Annotated in this window: 12 protein-coding genes and 1 tRNA gene; 4 read left to right on the top strand and 9 right to left on the bottom strand. The window is 38.4% G+C overall.

What is annotated here, in order from left to right:
- Positions 1 to 354 precede the first annotated feature (354 nt).
- From IFO69_RS21055 to IFO69_RS21040, 4 genes are all read right to left on the bottom strand, one after another.
- On the bottom strand, positions 355 to 1,626 hold the full coding sequence (locus IFO69_RS21055; RefSeq protein ID WP_192012130.1) for an adenylosuccinate synthase: 1,272 nt from the start codon (positions 1,624 to 1,626) through the stop codon (positions 355 to 357).
- 125 nt (positions 1,627 to 1,751) lie between these two features.
- The gene (locus IFO69_RS21050) at positions 1,752 to 2,096 is read right to left on the bottom strand and encodes an STAS domain-containing protein (protein ID WP_192012129.1); all 345 of its coding nucleotides are present in this window, start codon (positions 2,094 to 2,096) and stop codon (positions 1,752 to 1,754) included.
- Positions 2,093 to 2,560: a Fur family transcriptional regulator gene (locus IFO69_RS21045; protein ID WP_192012128.1), complete on the bottom strand. Its 468-nt coding sequence runs from the start codon at positions 2,558 to 2,560 to the stop codon at positions 2,093 to 2,095. The genes IFO69_RS21050 and IFO69_RS21045 overlap by 4 nt, the downstream gene beginning before the upstream one ends.
- Before the next feature lie 68 nt (positions 2,561 to 2,628).
- On the bottom strand, positions 2,629 to 4,851 hold the full coding sequence (locus tag IFO69_RS21040; RefSeq protein ID WP_192012127.1) for a RelA/SpoT family protein: 2,223 nt from the start codon (positions 4,849 to 4,851) through the stop codon (positions 2,629 to 2,631).
- A 312-nt stretch (positions 4,852 to 5,163) separates the two neighbouring features.
- Between IFO69_RS21040 and IFO69_RS21035 the strand changes: the two genes are divergently transcribed.
- From IFO69_RS21035 to clpX, 4 genes are all read left to right on the top strand, one after another.
- Positions 5,164 to 5,245, top strand: a tRNA-Leu gene (locus IFO69_RS21035).
- A gap of 113 nt (positions 5,246 to 5,358) precedes the next feature.
- Positions 5,359 to 6,687 carry a trigger factor gene (tig, locus tag IFO69_RS21030; protein WP_192012126.1) on the top strand — a complete coding sequence of 443 codons (1,329 nt, stop codon included), beginning with the start codon at positions 5,359 to 5,361 and terminating at the stop codon, positions 6,685 to 6,687.
- Between the two features lie 80 nt (positions 6,688 to 6,767).
- Entirely contained in the window at positions 6,768 to 7,439 is a 672-nt protein-coding gene (locus IFO69_RS21025; protein ID WP_192012125.1) for an ATP-dependent Clp protease proteolytic subunit, read from the top strand.
- 2 nt (positions 7,440 to 7,441) lie between these two features.
- Complete coding sequence (gene clpX / locus IFO69_RS21020; protein ID WP_192012124.1) at positions 7,442 to 8,665, top strand: ATP-dependent Clp protease ATP-binding subunit ClpX; 1,224 nt, start codon at positions 7,442 to 7,444, stop codon at positions 8,663 to 8,665.
- Positions 8,666 to 8,721: 56 nt separating this feature from the next.
- Here the strand turns inward: clpX and lpxB are convergent, their stop codons facing one another.
- The 5 genes from lpxB to IFO69_RS20995 all read right to left on the bottom strand — a co-directional run bounded on the left by lpxB (position 8,722) and on the right by IFO69_RS20995 (position 15,592).
- The gene (gene lpxB / locus IFO69_RS21015) at positions 8,722 to 9,828 is read right to left on the bottom strand and encodes a lipid-A-disaccharide synthase (RefSeq protein ID WP_192012123.1); all 1,107 of its coding nucleotides are present in this window, start codon (positions 9,826 to 9,828) and stop codon (positions 8,722 to 8,724) included.
- A gap of 127 nt (positions 9,829 to 9,955) precedes the next feature.
- Positions 9,956 to 10,375: a 6-pyruvoyl trahydropterin synthase family protein gene (locus IFO69_RS21010; RefSeq protein WP_192012122.1), complete on the bottom strand. Its 420-nt coding sequence runs from the start codon at positions 10,373 to 10,375 to the stop codon at positions 9,956 to 9,958.
- 110 nt (positions 10,376 to 10,485) lie between these two features.
- The gene (locus IFO69_RS21005; RefSeq protein ID WP_192012121.1) at positions 10,486 to 11,184 is read right to left on the bottom strand and encodes a hypothetical protein; all 699 of its coding nucleotides are present in this window, start codon (positions 11,182 to 11,184) and stop codon (positions 10,486 to 10,488) included.
- A gap of 2 nt (positions 11,185 to 11,186) precedes the next feature.
- On the bottom strand, positions 11,187 to 14,642 hold the full coding sequence (locus IFO69_RS21000; RefSeq protein WP_192012120.1) for a S8 family serine peptidase: 3,456 nt from the start codon (positions 14,640 to 14,642) through the stop codon (positions 11,187 to 11,189).
- A 104-nt stretch (positions 14,643 to 14,746) separates the two neighbouring features.
- The gene (locus IFO69_RS20995) at positions 14,747 to 15,592 is read right to left on the bottom strand and encodes a DUF4843 domain-containing protein (RefSeq protein ID WP_192012119.1); all 846 of its coding nucleotides are present in this window, start codon (positions 15,590 to 15,592) and stop codon (positions 14,747 to 14,749) included.
- Position 15,593 lies beyond the last annotated feature (1 nt).

The following is a 15,593-nucleotide window of genomic DNA, read 5'->3' as shown; positions in this document are numbered from 1 at the left end:
TCGGGACATCCAGGCTTCCGATCCCCTCTTTTGGGTCTGCAAAGTTAAAAGCTTTTTCGTTCTTAAAAAACACTTTTTTCAAAATGTTTTCCCAAACCAAAACCCAAACTCCACGCAACAGAACAACCGTCTAAAATACCTTTCAAAACCTCCCCTGTCCTTCCAACAGGATGACAAAGGTAAGAAGAGATTTTGATTTAGCAAGATGCAGAATAGCTAATTTACAAATAATCATTCAAACTAGCTGTATATCAAGGACAAAAAATAAAATAATCATTTTTAAATATAAGCTAAACATAAAAAGCCCGTTCGAATAGACTTCAAACGGGCTTTGGTAACTTGAAACCAAATTTCTTATTTCATAATGGTTTGCTTTCTATCTGGCCCTACAGAGACCATTTTAATGGGAACATTGAGTTCTTCTTCAAGCAACGTCACATAATCCTTCAACTCTTGAGGGAATCCTTCATAAGAATCAACATCACTCAAATCCTTGTTCCAGCCCTTACATACTTTATAGACCGGCTCCACTTTCACATCATTGATTTCAAATGGCAACTGATCTATTACGGAGCCATCTTCCAATTTATAATGTGTGCAGATCTTAATTTCTTCAAAAATATTCAATACATCGGCCTTCATCATAAATAATTGAGTCACCCCATTTATCATGATAGAATACTTAAGGGCTGGCAAATCTATCCAACCACATCTTCTGGGACGACCTGTAGTAGAACCAAATTCATTCCCCTCCTTTCTCATCCGCTCTCCATCTTCATCAAATAATTCTGTTGGAAAAGGTCCGCTTCCTACTCTGGTACAATACGCTTTGAAGATTCCAAAAACATCACCTATTTTAGAAGGAGACACTCCCAAGCCAGTACAAGCACCTGCTGTCATTGTACTACTACTGGTTACAAATGGATAACTTCCAAAGTCAATATCCAATAAGGAGCCTTGAGCACCCTCAGCCAAAACCTTCTTTCCAGAAGTCAATTCTTCATTGACATCATATTCACTATTAATAAGATTCAATGTTCTGAAGAAATCCACCGCCTCAAAGAAATCAGTCTCCATTTGAGGAAGTTCCGAGATATCATAACCATAGAAACTTAAAGTAGTCTTGTGTTTTTCTACTAAAGCATCATACTTATCTTTAAAGTCTGGGTCTTGTATATCTCCTACTCTTAGAGCTACCCTTCCTATCTTATCCTGATAAGTTGGCCCGATCCCTTTCAGTGTCGAACCTATTTTCTTGTCCCCTTTTGACTTTTCATATGCCGCATCCAACAGCTTATGGGTAGGGATAATGATGGTTGCTTTCTTTGAGACAAAAAGATTCTGCTGATAAGCAATATTAAACTTCTTCAGTCCTTCAATCTCTTTCCTCATCACCACAGGATCTAAAACAACTCCGTTACCTATTAAATTTTTAAGGTTCTCCCTGAAAATACCACTTGGGATTTGGTGAAGGACATGCTTGATCCCATCAAATTCCAAGGTATGACCAGCATTAGGACCTCCTTGAAACCTGGCAACCATATCGTATTTCGGTGCGAGGAAGTCAACCACTTTACCTTTGCCTTCATCCCCCCACTGTAGGCCTAAAAGAACGTCCATTTTCATTTTATATATTTAATGTCTGATTTTATGTCTGTCAAATTCCGCGTGAAGTTTGCAATAACAAAAAAAAATAGCAACTAGATGCTACTTTTTTTGCTTAGAAAGTTCTATTTCCCTGCCTTTGCCAATCATTTTACTTTTTCCTTGGCCTCATCCAAAGATTCATATACTGTAAAAATGTTGTTCAGCTTTGTAATTATTAGTAGTTTCTTCACATGCTCCGATGGTGATGCCAGGTATACGTCTCCTCCTGCATTTCTCATTTTGGTTAACATGGTGATCAATACTCCAATTCCACTGGAACTAATGTACCTTACTTCTTGAAGATCTATGATACAGTTTTTAATTTTACTCTGTAATGCATCTGAGATAATTTCCACCAATCTTGGGCCAGCTTCATCTCCGATTAAATCTCCCTTAATTGATAATATGATGCTGTCACCTTCTCTCTGAGAATTATAACTTAATTTCATACTGCGAGTTTATTTTCACAATTCTTTTTGGTACAATTTCCGTACAAAATTAAGGAATGGTGCAAAATATTAAAATTTAAAATTTCACCAACGGTGTTTTGGATGTTTTGAATCCTTGGATCACAAAACTCTACCACCTTATGGCATTCAGTACATATCAAATGATCGTGCTGTTTATACCCATAAGACTTTTCGTACTGAGCCAAATTCTGTCCAAACTGATGTTTTGTAACCAAGTCACACTCCACCAATAAGTCTAAGGTATTATAAACCGTAGCTCTACTTACCCGATAGTTTTTATTTTTCATACTAATGTAGAGCGATTCTACATCAAAATGCCCATCTCTTCCGTAGATTTCTTCAAGAATAGCATACCTCTCTGGTGTCTTTCTTAACTTCTTATTTTCAAGATAAGCCGTAAATATCTTTTTTACCTCTTCGAACAGCGTTTCATTCAAGGCCATTATATCACGTTTTGTTTTTACAAATATACACTTCTTATTTAGAAAAGATTCAAATAAGCCAACAGTAATTAATCAAACCTAGTTACTTTAATTACACCTTGAACCTCTGACAAGTTATCAATCAGGTTCTCTAAATGATTGGTACTGTGCACATAAAGCTTAATGGATCCTTCAAAAAGTCCCCCATCTGAATCTACCGTAATAGAGCGCATATTTACCTTAAGCTCATCGGAAATTACTCTGGTCACATCATTGATCAGGCCTACCCTATCGGTTCCTACAATCTTTAAACCAGCCAAAAATGCTATCTCCTGTTGACTTGTCCACCTTGCCTTGATCACCCTGTTCCCATGGTTGGATAGTAATTCCAAGGCATTAGGACATGAAGTTCGATGTATCTTAATCCCTTCGTTTACGGTGACAAAACCAAAAACATCATCACCCGGAATTGGATTGCAGCACTTGGCCAAAATATAATCCACCACATCCATATCTTCGCCAATCAGCAACTGATCATGATCAGGCCCTTTGAGATTTTTTATTTCCTTGGTGAAACTCGATTCATCCACTACATTCTGCAGGGGACTTTTAACCTTTTTCTTTTTTGTTTGTTTAAAGTCTTTGAAGCTTTTGATGGAAGTGGGATCAATAATTCCTTTGCCCACCTTGAAATAAAACTCATTGGCAGTTTTGGTTTCAAAAAATGCCCTTAGTTGCTCCACCACAACAGAAGAAAATTCCATTTTCATCTGTCTAAGTTTTCGCTGGACAATTTCTTTTCCGTCCATCACCAAAGACTTCTTTTCGTCCTTCAAGGCATCCTTTATCTTTGCTTTGGCCCTGGAAGTAATAACTGATTTCAACCAGTCTTCAGAAGGCTTCTGCTTATTGGAAGTCAGGATTTCTACTTGATCACCATTCTTCAATTTATGATTAATCGGCACTAACCTTTGGTTGATTTTGGCACCAATACATTTCGCTCCCACTTCAGAGTGAATTTCAAAAGCAAAGTCCAGAGCTGTAGCACCAAACGGCAATACTTTTAGATCTCCTTTAGGGGTGAAGACAAAAACTTCGTCTTGGAATAGGTTACCTCTAAAATCATCCATGAACTCAATTGCAGAGCCGTCATTTGACTCTAATAGAGTTCTTACTTGAGTAATCCATTCATCCAACCCAGCGCCGCTCTTTGGAGAGCTAACATCTTTTTCTTTGTATTTCCAGTGGGCTGCATACCCTCTTTCTGCTATATCATCCATCCTTCTGGTGCGAATCTGTACTTCTACCCATTGTCCCTTGCTACTCATCACAGTAGTATGAAGAGATTCATAACCATTTGCCCTAGGGGTACTGATCCAGTCCCTTAACCTGTCAGGGTTTGGCCTGTAAAAGTCAGTTACGATGGAATAAACTTGCCAACAATCTGCCTTTTCATTTTCGGCCTCTGAATCAATAATTACTCTGATAGCAAACAAATCATACACTTCTTCAAAAGGTATGTTCTGTTTCTTCATTTTATTATATATTGAATAGACAGATTTTGGGCGACCTTTTACATTAAACTCAAAGCCTTGAGTAGTCAATTCTCTTTCGATTGGCGCAATAAAGCTCTTGATAAACTTATTCCTTGAGCTTCTTGAATCTTTGATCTTACCAACGATAAATTGATACGTTTCTGTATCAGTATATTTTAAATATAGGTCTTCCAATTCAGACTTGATGCTATAAAGCCCCAGCCTATGGGCCAAAGGAGCATACAGATACATTGTCTCTGAAGCTATTTTAAGTTGCTTGTGACGAGGCATGCTTTGGAGCGTGCGCATGTTGTTCAATCGGTCTGCCAACTTAATCAAAATCACCCTTACATCATCTGAAAGAGTAAGGAGCATTTTCCTAAAATTCTCTGCTTGCTGGGAGCTTCCATACTCGAACACACCCGAAATTTTTGTAAGCCCATCTATAATCTTGGTAACTTTGGGCCCAAACTCCCTTTCTATATCCTCTAGCTCCCACTCGGTATCCTCTACCACATCATGGAGCAATGCTGCCACAATACTTGTCGTGCCAAGTCCTATTTCCTCCACACAAACCAAAGCGACCTCTAAGGGGTGATAAATATAAGGTTCGCCTGATTTTCTGCGCATTTCCTTATGCGCTTCACTAGAAACGTTAAATGCTTTCTTGATTATTTTTGCATCACCACTCTTTAAGAGCGGTTTGGCCAACCTTAAAAGCTTTCTGTACCGCTTTAAAATCTCTTTTCTTTCTACCTCTAAGTCTACGTTAATCATGTTATATTTTGAAGTTTAACAACTCCCGGTCTCAAAACAGTAGTCAAACATTATTTTAAATCACTAATTTCAATCTTTTTTTCCAAAAGCCCATCAGACAATTGAAGAATATTCAGCATCTCGTTGGTATATTTTATCCAAAAATAATTCACACTGAAAACCAACATATTACAACATTACCACAACTTTTTTTGCTTTTTTCATTATCAAAGTATTGCACATTTAAATTTCCTTATTACCTTTGCATCCACATTAGAGAAGCAGATGTGAGCAAAACTTTTAAAAGAAAAGTCACTCACATCAACATAACAAGCGGATGTGGCGAAATTGGTAGACGCACTAGACTTAGGATCTAGCGCCGCGAGGCATGGGGGTTCGAGTCCCTCCATCCGCACTATTCAACCAGCCCTCAATCCCGATCCATCACCCTGAACCCGATTCGTCGGATGGGGAAAGGTGTCGAGGTTGAGGGTTTTTAGTTTATAGCAAAATTTAATCAATACTGCCTTGGAAATCAAACTAGACAAGCATTCTACTAATCAAGCTTCAATTAAAATTAATCTAAATGAAGCAGATTATCAACCTAAAGTTGATGCCAAACTTAAAGACTATGCCAAGAAAGCCAATATTAAAGGCTTCCGTCCAGGCAAAGCTCCTTTTGGTATGGTTAAGAAACTGTACGGAACGTCTGTTTTGGTTGAAGAAATCAACAACATTCTTTCTTCATCTTTGAATGATTATATCAAAGAGCAAAGCTTCAAGATTCTTGGAGAGCCCCTTCCTGTTGTTGAAGATGCAGATGCTATCGACTGGAAAAATCAAAAAGAATTTGAATTCGAGTATAAAATCGGATTTGTTGAAAATGTCGACGTAACACTTGACAAGTCTATCAAAGCGACAGACTACAGCTTGAAAGTAGACAAAAAAGCCGTTAATGACGCTATTGAAAACCTTAGACGTCAATATGGTAAGATGACCAATCCAGAAGTCAGTGAAGAAAACGACTTCCTTTATGGAGACCTAAAAGCTGCTGACGGTTCATACGAGCAGACTTTATCTCTTCCACTTTCTAAAATGGATGGTAGATCTGTTAAAAAATTCATTGGGGTTGAAAAAGGCGCTGAGATCGAATTCGATCCTTCTAAAGCTATCAAATCTGATCTTTCTGAAGTATTGAATATCAGCGAAGAAGAAGCTGCCAAAATATCAGGAAACTATACCTTTACTGTTCAAAATATTAACAGAACTGAGGACGCAGCCCTTGACCAAGAATTCTTCGATAAAGTATTTGGCCCAGACCAAGTAAAAACAGAAGAAGAGTTTGTTGCTAAGGTTGAAGAAATCCTAGGCGACAACTACAACAAAGAAACCAAAGTTTTCAATGAGGAAAAGATTAAAGAAATCCTTGTAGAAAAAGCGAATATAGAGCTTCCTGAAGCTTTCTTGAAAGAGTGGTTATTAAAAGCCAACGATGGAAAAGTTACAGAAGCTGATGTTGAGAAGGAATTCCCAATCTATGCCAAGCAATTGACCTGGTCTTTGATTTCCAACAAGATCGCAGAAGAAAATGAGATCAAGGCTGAACATGAAGATGTTATCGCCAAAACTCAGGACATGGTGCGTGAACAGCTAGCTGCTTCAGGATTAGGTGCTCAAATGGAAGATAACATGGACATGTTTGTCAACAATTACCTACAAGGTAACGAAGGGCAAAACTACATGCAGATGTTGACAGCCGTTCAAAACGACAAAGTATTGAGTTTGGTCAAAGAAAAGATATCTTTGAAAGAAGAGAAAATAGATATTGATAAGTTTAAAGAGCTTATCGAAAACTAATTCACATAATTAATCGTTATTAAAAAGTCCTTTTCTAAGGGCTTTTTTTATTTTTGTACTAATTCAACCAAAAAGACAATATGATTAATAAAGAAGAATTCAGAAAATACGCCATTCACAACCAAGGTGTGAGCGGTACAGCTTTTGACCAATATACCCAACAAATTGAAAACATGACCCGATCTGTAATCGAGGAAAGACCTACCAATTTCCGTGAAATTGATGTTTTTTCTAGATTGATCATGGATAGAATTATATTCCTAGGCACTCAAGTAGATGACCACATTGCCAATATCATTACTGCCCAGTTGTTGTTTTTGGAATCTGTAGACAGCAAAAAGGATATCTTATTATATATTAACAGTCCCGGTGGCTCTGTTTATGCTGGCCTTGGTATTTATGACACCATGCAATACATTAATCCAGAAGTAGGTACGATCTGTACAGGTCTTGCAGCCTCGATGGGTGCTGTTTTACTGGCTGGTGGCGCTGCAGGAAAAAGGGCCGCCCTTCCCCACTCAAGAGTGATGATTCACCAACCTCTTGGTGGAGCACAAGGGCAAGCTTCAGATATTGAAATTACTGCTAAGCAAATTTTGTTATTGAAGCAAGAGCTTTATGAAATCCTAGCTCACCATTCAGGCAAAGACATTGAGCAAATCGAACAAAATTCCGACAGGGATTACTGGATGAAAGCTCAAGAAGCCAAAGAATATGGCTTAATTGACGAAGTATTGACTAGAAAAAAATAATCATGGCGCAAGTTACTTGTTCCTTTTGCGGTAGAAATAAGAAAGACGTAGACTTGATGGTTTCGGGAATTTCAGCTCATATCTGTAATTTCTGTATCGACCAAGCCTATCAAATCTTAGGTGAAGAGGAAAAAACAAAAAAACAGGATAAAAAACCAAAGTTCAAGCTTAAGAAACCAAAAGAGCTTACTGAATATCTCAACCAATATGTGATTGGACAGGGAGAGGCCAAAAAGGTACTTTCTGTGGCGGTTTACAATCACTATAAGCGTCTTCTTCAAAAAGACAATCATGATGATATTAAGATTGAAAAATCCAATATCATTATGGTGGGTGACACTGGAACAGGTAAAACTTATCTTGCCAAAACTTTGGCTAAGGTATTGGAGGTTCCTTTCTGTATTGCAGATGCTACGGTCTTGACTGAAGCAGGTTATGTGGGAGAGGATGTAGAAAGCATTTTGACCCGCTTACTACAGTCGGCTGACTACAATGTTGAAGCTGCCGAGAGAGGAATTGTTTATATTGACGAAATAGACAAAATTGCCAGAAAGTCCGACAACCCTTCCATAACCAGAGATGTAAGTGGTGAAGGTGTTCAACAAGCCATGTTAAAATTATTGGAAGGAACAACTGTAAATGTTCCGCCACAAGGAGGTAGAAAACACCCAGATCAAAAAATGATCGCAGTAAACACGGAAAACATTCTTTTCATTTGCGGCGGGGCCTTCGATGGGATTGCGAGGCACATTGCCAACAGGTTAAATACCCAACCGCTTGGGTTTAGTAAAAAGACTGATCATGAATTGATCGATCGAAACAACCTTTTGCAATATGTAACTGCTCCTGATCTAAAATCATTTGGGCTAATTCCTGAATTGATCGGACGTCTGCCCGTCTTGACTCATTTAGACCCTCTCGACAAGGACACCCTAAAAAGCATTCTAACTGAGCCTAAAAATGCCCTTACCAAACAATACAAAAAGTTGATGGATATGGAAGGTGTTAAGCTAGAGTTCGAAGAGAGTGGAGTGGATTATATAGTTGAGAAAGCCGTGGAATACAATCTAGGAGCAAGAGGCTTGAGGTCTATTTGTGAAGCGATCATTACGGATGCTATGTATGAACTTCCTTCCGATAGCGAAACCAAAGAGCTTGTGGTCAATAGAAAATATGCCCAGGCACAATTTGATAAATCTAAATTCAAAAAGCTTCAGGTAGCATAACTTGAATTAAAATTATTAATGAGGCAGCGGAACAGTTATTTATCGTTCCGCTGCCTTTATTTTTTTAAGCTATCGACAATCAACCTCGCCGTTTCCTGCGAAGCTTTTTTCTCCCCGAGTTTTTCCTTAATAAGGGTATACCCATTGAGCACCTCACTTTTTCTAGTGTTATTTCCTGAGATTTCCCTTAATTCTTTCAATAGATTTTCCTTATTATAATCATACTGAATGAGCTCCTTCACTACTTCTTTCTCAGCGATTAAATTCACCAAAGAAATAAAAGGCACTTTAATCAACTTCTTACCAATAGCATAACTGATTCCACTGGTTTTATAAACAACAACTTGAGGTACTCTGAAAAGAGCTGTCTCCAAAGTGGCAGTACCTGAAGTCACTACCGCAACATTAGCATGATAAAGCAAATCATAAGTTTGATCGTAAATCACTTTGATTCCCATTTCCTGCGCAAGCTGATATACGTCCTCATTCAGGTTGTTTACCCCCGCAATGATAAATTGAGCATTTGGAAAAGCGGGTATGATTTCTACCATTGTACTTAACATACTTTCTACCTCCTGCTTTCTACTTCCAGGCAATAAAGCGATCATTGGCTTGTAGCTCAAATCATTTTTCTGATGAAAAAAGTCATGAGGAGTAAATTTGGCAATTTCATCCAAAAGCGGGTTGCCAACATAATTGACCTCCCAATCAAACTTCTTGAAAAAATCAGGTTCGAATGGCAGGATACAATATAGCTGATCCACATGTTGTTTCAGCTTATATGCTCTTTTTTGATTCCAAGCCCATACCTTCGGAGGAATATAATAGTGGACAGAAATGCCTTGATCATGTGCAAATTTGGCAATCTTCATATTAAAACCACCGTAATCCACCAAAATCAATGCATCAGGCTGGTTGTCGACAATGTCTTTTTTGACCAGTTTTAAATACCTCAACACTTTCCTAAAGCCAAAAACTACTTCAATGAATCCCATTAATGCCACTTCTTCATAGTGCGCCACTGCGGAAAGCCCAGCAGCAATGGAATAGTCTCCTCCCATTCCCCTAAAACTTGCCTCGCTATCCTCTTCTTTCAAGGCGGCTATTAAATTGGAAGCATGTAGATCCCCGGAGCGCTCTCCGGAAATAACATAATATTTCATAGAAAATTCTGAATTGAATATTAATATTCTTTAAGTCTAATCAGCTTTAAAAATAGTTATTTCTTAGAACTATCAATGCTAATTCAATAAGTACGGAGAATAAAAAAGCCCTCTTTTGAGGGCTTTTTTATTCTCCGTAGTATTCTACAAAATTTCTTGGCGTTTCATAAAGCTTGAGCTTATACAAACCTCCATGGGGAGTGATTTTATCTACTGCAGGCTTAAGTATTTTCCAAAATTCCATTACAAGATTTTCACAACTGGCCATTTTCCCCTCCATAAAATCCACATCCACATTCAGGTTTTTATGATCCACTTTATCTACAACCAAAGTTCTGATCAGCGTACTCAATGCCTTAAGATCCACCACAAAACCCGTGTCATCATCTGGAAGACCTTTTACGGTCACAATTAACTCAAAATTATGCCCATGCCAATTGGCATTCGCACATGGTCCAAAGACCTCTATATTCTTCTCCTCCGACCATTTAGGATTCCATAGCTTGTGAGCTGCATTGAAGTGTTCTTTTCTAGAAACTTGTATCATGACTGCAATTTCAATTTGAGACTGCAAAGATAAAAAAAAAGTAACACACTGACGCACCCTTGAATAATTGAAAACATTACTTTGCCAAACTGCTACAGTGTTATATTCATTTAGTTAACGTAGGTCACAAACTGGATCAAGTGATCTTCCCTATTAAAATTGAGGTTATTATCCTTAATGAACCCCTTCCCCTTATTTTGATCTGAAGCATCCAATGCTTTCAATAAGCTCTTTCCTCTCGTTTTGACCTCATTTGCTTCACCACTTCCATTGATTAAATAATAGTTTACATCGGAAACAAACCTTTTTCCAGGACCTGGTCCATAGCTATTCTGTGAACTATCCTCCAGTTTCCGATCAAAGACCCTAACTAAAGTATATTTTTCTCCTTTCACCATGACATTTACAAACTCATCCTCCTTTACTCCATCAATTTTATTCCACCCCTTCTCAAAAACCAATTTTGGCAATACTCCTTCATTTTCAGTTATTTCATCTTGAGGTCTATCCAAAACGAAAGAGTGAATTTGCGCCCTATCCAAAATAATTTGGTTTCCATTATCACTGACCGCCAAAATTTCTTTTTCATAAACATTTAGTTTTGTGGATACATTTTCCTTAGTCCATCCTTTTTCCATAGTATAGGTAGCGTTGGACCAATCATCAAATAAAAATGGTGTTCCTTGAATACCTTCATAGGATGATACTCTTAATGGAACTCCATTCATTTCCAAGTTCGCAATCTGAGCCTTGCTTGTAACAACTCCCAAAATACATATCAAACATGCTAAAATCCCACTTTTCCTCATATCTATTGCTTTAATAGTTTACTTCTCAATGTGATATCTCCCATTCTTATCATAAGAATATAGACCCCACGAGAACCATTTAGGTACAACTCTATTTCTTGTAGTTGATTGTTCTTATAAACTGACTCAGAAAGTGCTTTAGCACCATTAACAGCATATAATTCTACTATTACATTACCTGTATAATCATTGTTTAAGCCCACCTTCACTTTCTCATTGGTAGGATTGGGTCCGATAAACACCCCATACTCACTTAAAGAAGGCTCTTCATCTTCCAATGCTGTCACCACAACAGGCTCTGATAAACGGTTACATATTTCATTATAAATAGCTACTTGATACATTCCATCAAAATCAGCATTAAAGGATCTTTGAGTAGCTCCTTCAATTTTTTCTCCTTCAAAATACCATTGGTAAGCACTTGCCAGTGTTTGACTAGTCATCATGTTCCCATTCACCACAATCACCGGTGTATTCAAAGTGTTGCTGACTACAGAAATCTCTTTGCTGAAATCAACATTTTCGTCATCATTGGATATGTTTAGGGACACTAAATAATCCCCTTCTTGATCAAAAGTAAATTCTGGGGATTCTTCAGATGAAGTGCCAACACCTCCAAAATTCCACGCATACACACCGATATTGCCTTCACTCAAATTTGAAAATTCTGTCAATCCTCCGACACAATTGTAACTTGAAGTGAAATTGGCAAACAGGACATCCTCACAATTTTTGGTCAACCAGTTGTCCGAATTGACAACATTTGAATTCAACCCTAGATTAACAATGGCTTCTCCGACAAAGTCTACATTAGTTACATTCAAATTCTCAAAGCAATACTTTTTATAAATATCATGATTGATACTGGCTTTGGAAGTAGCAGAAATATAGCTTTCCTGACTACTGGATGAAGTCACGATAAAATCATCAATAATGTACAGTGTTCGTGAAGGAAGTAAGTTTAAAGCCCCGCCTGAACCAATCTCCAATACATCAACAGTCAAATCACTATTGCTGCCCAGAGTGAAAGCTCCATTACTTATAGACAACGAATCGATAAAGTTTGACGAGCCATTGTAGGATAAATCTCCATTTTGAACGGTCAATATCTCTATCTCTCCATTGTTGTTCACCAAATCCCCTGTAACTCCATCAAAAATAAAGCGAGGGCTAAACGAGAAGCCTGATTCTGCCGAAATATTTATTGACTCATGAAATACAATCGACTTCAAATCTCCTTTAATCAGTGCCTCCCCTTCTAGATTCAAGCTATTCACATCCAAAGTCTCCTTCTCCACCAATAATTCCCCACCAATCAAATCAAGACCATCCACTAAACCTGCATCAGTCAAAGTCCATTTCCCTTCCAAAACCCTTAAATCAACATTGTCAAAAATAACTCCACCAAACTCCATAAATTTATCTTTGTCATCTGATGCTTCAAAAATCAATTCACCATTGGTGAAACTAGTCACTTCATTACTTACCCTGAACCCTCCGTCTACTTTTAAACTATTTTGGTTAAGGTTAACGCTCAAAGCTCCTTCTCCAAACACATTGACACTGAAGGATTGGACATCCTGAGATAAATTTACTTGGCTGCTTTCTCCCTCTGCAATTTCAAAAAGTACCCTAGAGCTGGGTGTTGGAATTTTGTTTGCAGTAGTTCCACCTGAAGTAGAAGACCAGTTGGCAGGATCGTTCCATTCTCCAGCGCTTCCTCCTATCCAATAAAGAGTTTCCTCTGCCCCATCAACTGTGCCCGATTTCATCACCAGTGAAAACTCTTGGGCTCCGTTTGTCAGCTCTCCTTTATGGCTTACTCTAACTGTATACTTAATGGGAGTTGGTGAATGAATAACTACCTGTTCCACATTATCCCTAAAATTATCCTGAGTATTGATCGCCCTGGAGTTAGCTCCTTGACTTGGGTTTAGTGTCCAAGGAAAATATTCCACACCATTTTCATCAAATATCCTTAAATCTAGGTCATTCACAAGCGTTAAATTAGTTGGGTCAAGAGTTGATGGGCTTGCACTTGCCGAGGGGTCGGTCCACGCAATGGTAGCTTTGATTGGATTGATACCATCAGAAACAATTTCATATTCAAAGACCTCATCTTCTTCAAGAGACAATTCCCTAATCAGGTCTGATGAGCCATTTTCATTAATGATTAATTCGGCAGCATCTTTGGCATTTAAAATCCCCCAACCATAAACATAATCTGGCCCATCATATAGTCCCCCATCCAAAGCCGTATTAATCGCTAAAGCTTTTAGTGTTGCCGATCTCATATAATTTCCACTATTTCTTTGGGCATAAAGTTGCTGTATCAATAAAAGGGAGCCCGCAACATTAGGGGAAGCCATTGATGTTCCACTCAAAGAGGCATATCCATCCCCCCCATTCCCTGTTACTGCTGTACTGAACACTCCTACCCCAACTCCCACCAAATCTGGTTTAATCCTTCCATCGTCTGTAGGCCCCCAACTGCTGAAATCACTTATGGCCAATGAAGACCTGTCTTCATATTCTTCAAAAGCGGAAATAGCTCCCACTGTAATGACATTTTTTGCTACCCCTTCTGGACCAATAGTATCATCTGGCCCATCTGGGCTTCGGGTTCCATCACCTCTGTCCGAGCGGTCATTCCCTGCAGCCCAAACCATGGTATAATAAGGTTTTGCAAAAGCCAAATCATCTAAAGACTTACTTTTGGAAGTATAAAGACCAAACCGATAATCTTCATTAGGATCGATGGAAGGGTTTCCAGCCCACTTCCAAGTACCACTATTATCCTGATACCATCCTAACACTATTCCATAGGAATGATTTGAAACAATATGTCCATTTGGCTTGGACACAGCATCATAAGCATTTGCATTCATTTTACTGATATCGCTTTCCCAATTAAAAGACCAACCAGTGGCCTCATTGGCCATTCCTCTAGCATTGCTATTAATTCCCTTGGCTAAAAGTGTTCCAGTTACATGTGTGGCATGATTACTAATTTCCTCACTTGAACCATCTATTTGCGTCAGTCTATTTTCGAACTCAACATGGTTTGGCTTAGGTCTAGTTTGATCATACACACCTATGGTCATGCCTTTCCCCGTCAAACTTAATCCTAATTCTCCCCCCGGCTGTAAATCATCTGTCTGGGTAGTTTGGGCAGCCCTTACATTATAGGTCATGTAGTATACTGGATCTCCTAAATCATCAAAATAACGTAACTCGGCCCTGCTGCCATCTTCAAGGACCAATTCCAATGGCACTCCTTTTTGATTTGCCAGTTTTTTTAAAGCTGCGTTGCTTAGGGCGTATTCTTGATATGCTATATCAAATTTTTTTTTGATTGTTTGACGGGATTTTTGAATATCCTGCCCTTTTTGATCTTGTGCCCACGTAAATGGTATTATTAAAAAAATTAATCCAATAATAAGTACTGACTTTCTCATATGGTTGTGCTATCTACTGTAACTTAAACTTATCCAAGATAATAAAGGTTTGGATAAAAAAAGGGAGACAAAATCTCCCTTTTAACACTATTCACTATTATTTCTTACTGCTTGGTTAAGACAACTGTTCCTCCATCACCATAAGTATTGGACCAAATCAGCCTAATAGTCCCATTATCAGGATCTGAAGTACCGTTTATGGTAAATGGGTCACCATATCGATCAGTATTGCTTGGATCTCCTGTTATCACATTACAATTGTCTGAAATTTTACCAGTAGGAGCTGTATCTTCATAAGGCCCTGGGTATAAACCAAAGCTCATGTCACTTAACTGATAAATACCTACTCCAGCTTCCGCAATTTCAATGGTGTTACCAAAACTGTAATTTGTCAAGGTCTGCGAAGCACCTCCAGATCCATCTCCAACAATAAGCACATCCCAAACTACGGCGTAGGTTCCTGCCAGGTCAGAATCACAAATAACCCTCATCTTGTAGGTCATACTGCCGTAATTGGCACTTACTTTTACTCCAGATGCATCCGTTATATTTAACACCAAATCTGGCTCTTCATCGGGACTGATATTGCCTGTAAGAACTTCCACATTGAATGTCCCAACCACTTCTCCAGCTGGAATTGTCATGGATTGGGATGGTAAGTTGTAATGGACGCCAGCGATGGCTGTTGAGCTTGGGTCAACTTCCACATTTACTGTAACATCATTATTTAAAGCAGTCCCAACCAAATTAACTTGAATTTCCGCCATGTCTGTTTGATCATCACTAATCCTAACAAAGTTCTCTGTCAACCCGGTAGGCAAATTCGAGGCATTAAATTCAATCTCAGAACCATTCCAAGTAGTATCCAAGCCTGGATCATCAAAACAAGCAGTTGTAAGCAGTGAAGTCAAGGCTACAAACGCATAAATTAATTTATATCTTTTCATCATT

Origin of the sequence: Echinicola arenosa (assembly GCF_014841125.1) — a bacterium.
Lineage (GTDB): Bacteria > Bacteroidota > Bacteroidia > Cytophagales > Cyclobacteriaceae > Echinicola > Echinicola arenosa.
This window is presented reverse-complemented; position numbering and strand designations above follow the sequence as displayed.

What these genes read in the sequence shown, in the direction of transcription:
- IFO69_RS21055 (WP_192012130.1), bottom strand. Translation starts at nt 1,626, where the DNA reads ATGAAAATGGACGTTCTTTTAGGCCTACAGTGGGGGGATGAAGGCAAA.
- IFO69_RS21050 (WP_192012129.1), bottom strand. Translation starts at nt 2,096, where the DNA reads ATGAAATTAAGTTATAATTCTCAGAGAGAAGGTGACAGCATCATATTA.
- IFO69_RS21045 (WP_192012128.1), bottom strand. Translation starts at nt 2,560, where the DNA reads ATGGCCTTGAATGAAACGCTGTTCGAAGAGGTAAAAAAGATATTTACG.
- IFO69_RS21040 (WP_192012127.1), bottom strand. Translation starts at nt 4,851, where the DNA reads ATGATTAACGTAGACTTAGAGGTAGAAAGAAAAGAGATTTTAAAGCGG.
- IFO69_RS21025 (WP_192012125.1), top strand. Translation starts at nt 6,768, where the DNA reads ATGATTAATAAAGAAGAATTCAGAAAATACGCCATTCACAACCAAGGT.
- clpX (WP_192012124.1), top strand. Translation starts at nt 7,442, where the DNA reads ATGGCGCAAGTTACTTGTTCCTTTTGCGGTAGAAATAAGAAAGACGTA.
- lpxB (WP_192012123.1), bottom strand. Translation starts at nt 9,828, where the DNA reads ATGAAATATTATGTTATTTCCGGAGAGCGCTCCGGGGATCTACATGCT.
- IFO69_RS21010 (WP_192012122.1), bottom strand. Translation starts at nt 10,375, where the DNA reads ATGATACAAGTTTCTAGAAAAGAACACTTCAATGCAGCTCACAAGCTA.
- IFO69_RS21005 (WP_192012121.1), bottom strand. Translation starts at nt 11,184, where the DNA reads ATGAGGAAAAGTGGGATTTTAGCATGTTTGATATGTATTTTGGGAGTT.
- IFO69_RS21000 (WP_192012120.1), bottom strand. Translation starts at nt 14,642, where the DNA reads ATGAGAAAGTCAGTACTTATTATTGGATTAATTTTTTTAATAATACCA.
- IFO69_RS20995 (WP_192012119.1), bottom strand. Translation starts at nt 15,592, where the DNA reads ATGATGAAAAGATATAAATTAATTTATGCGTTTGTAGCCTTGACTTCA.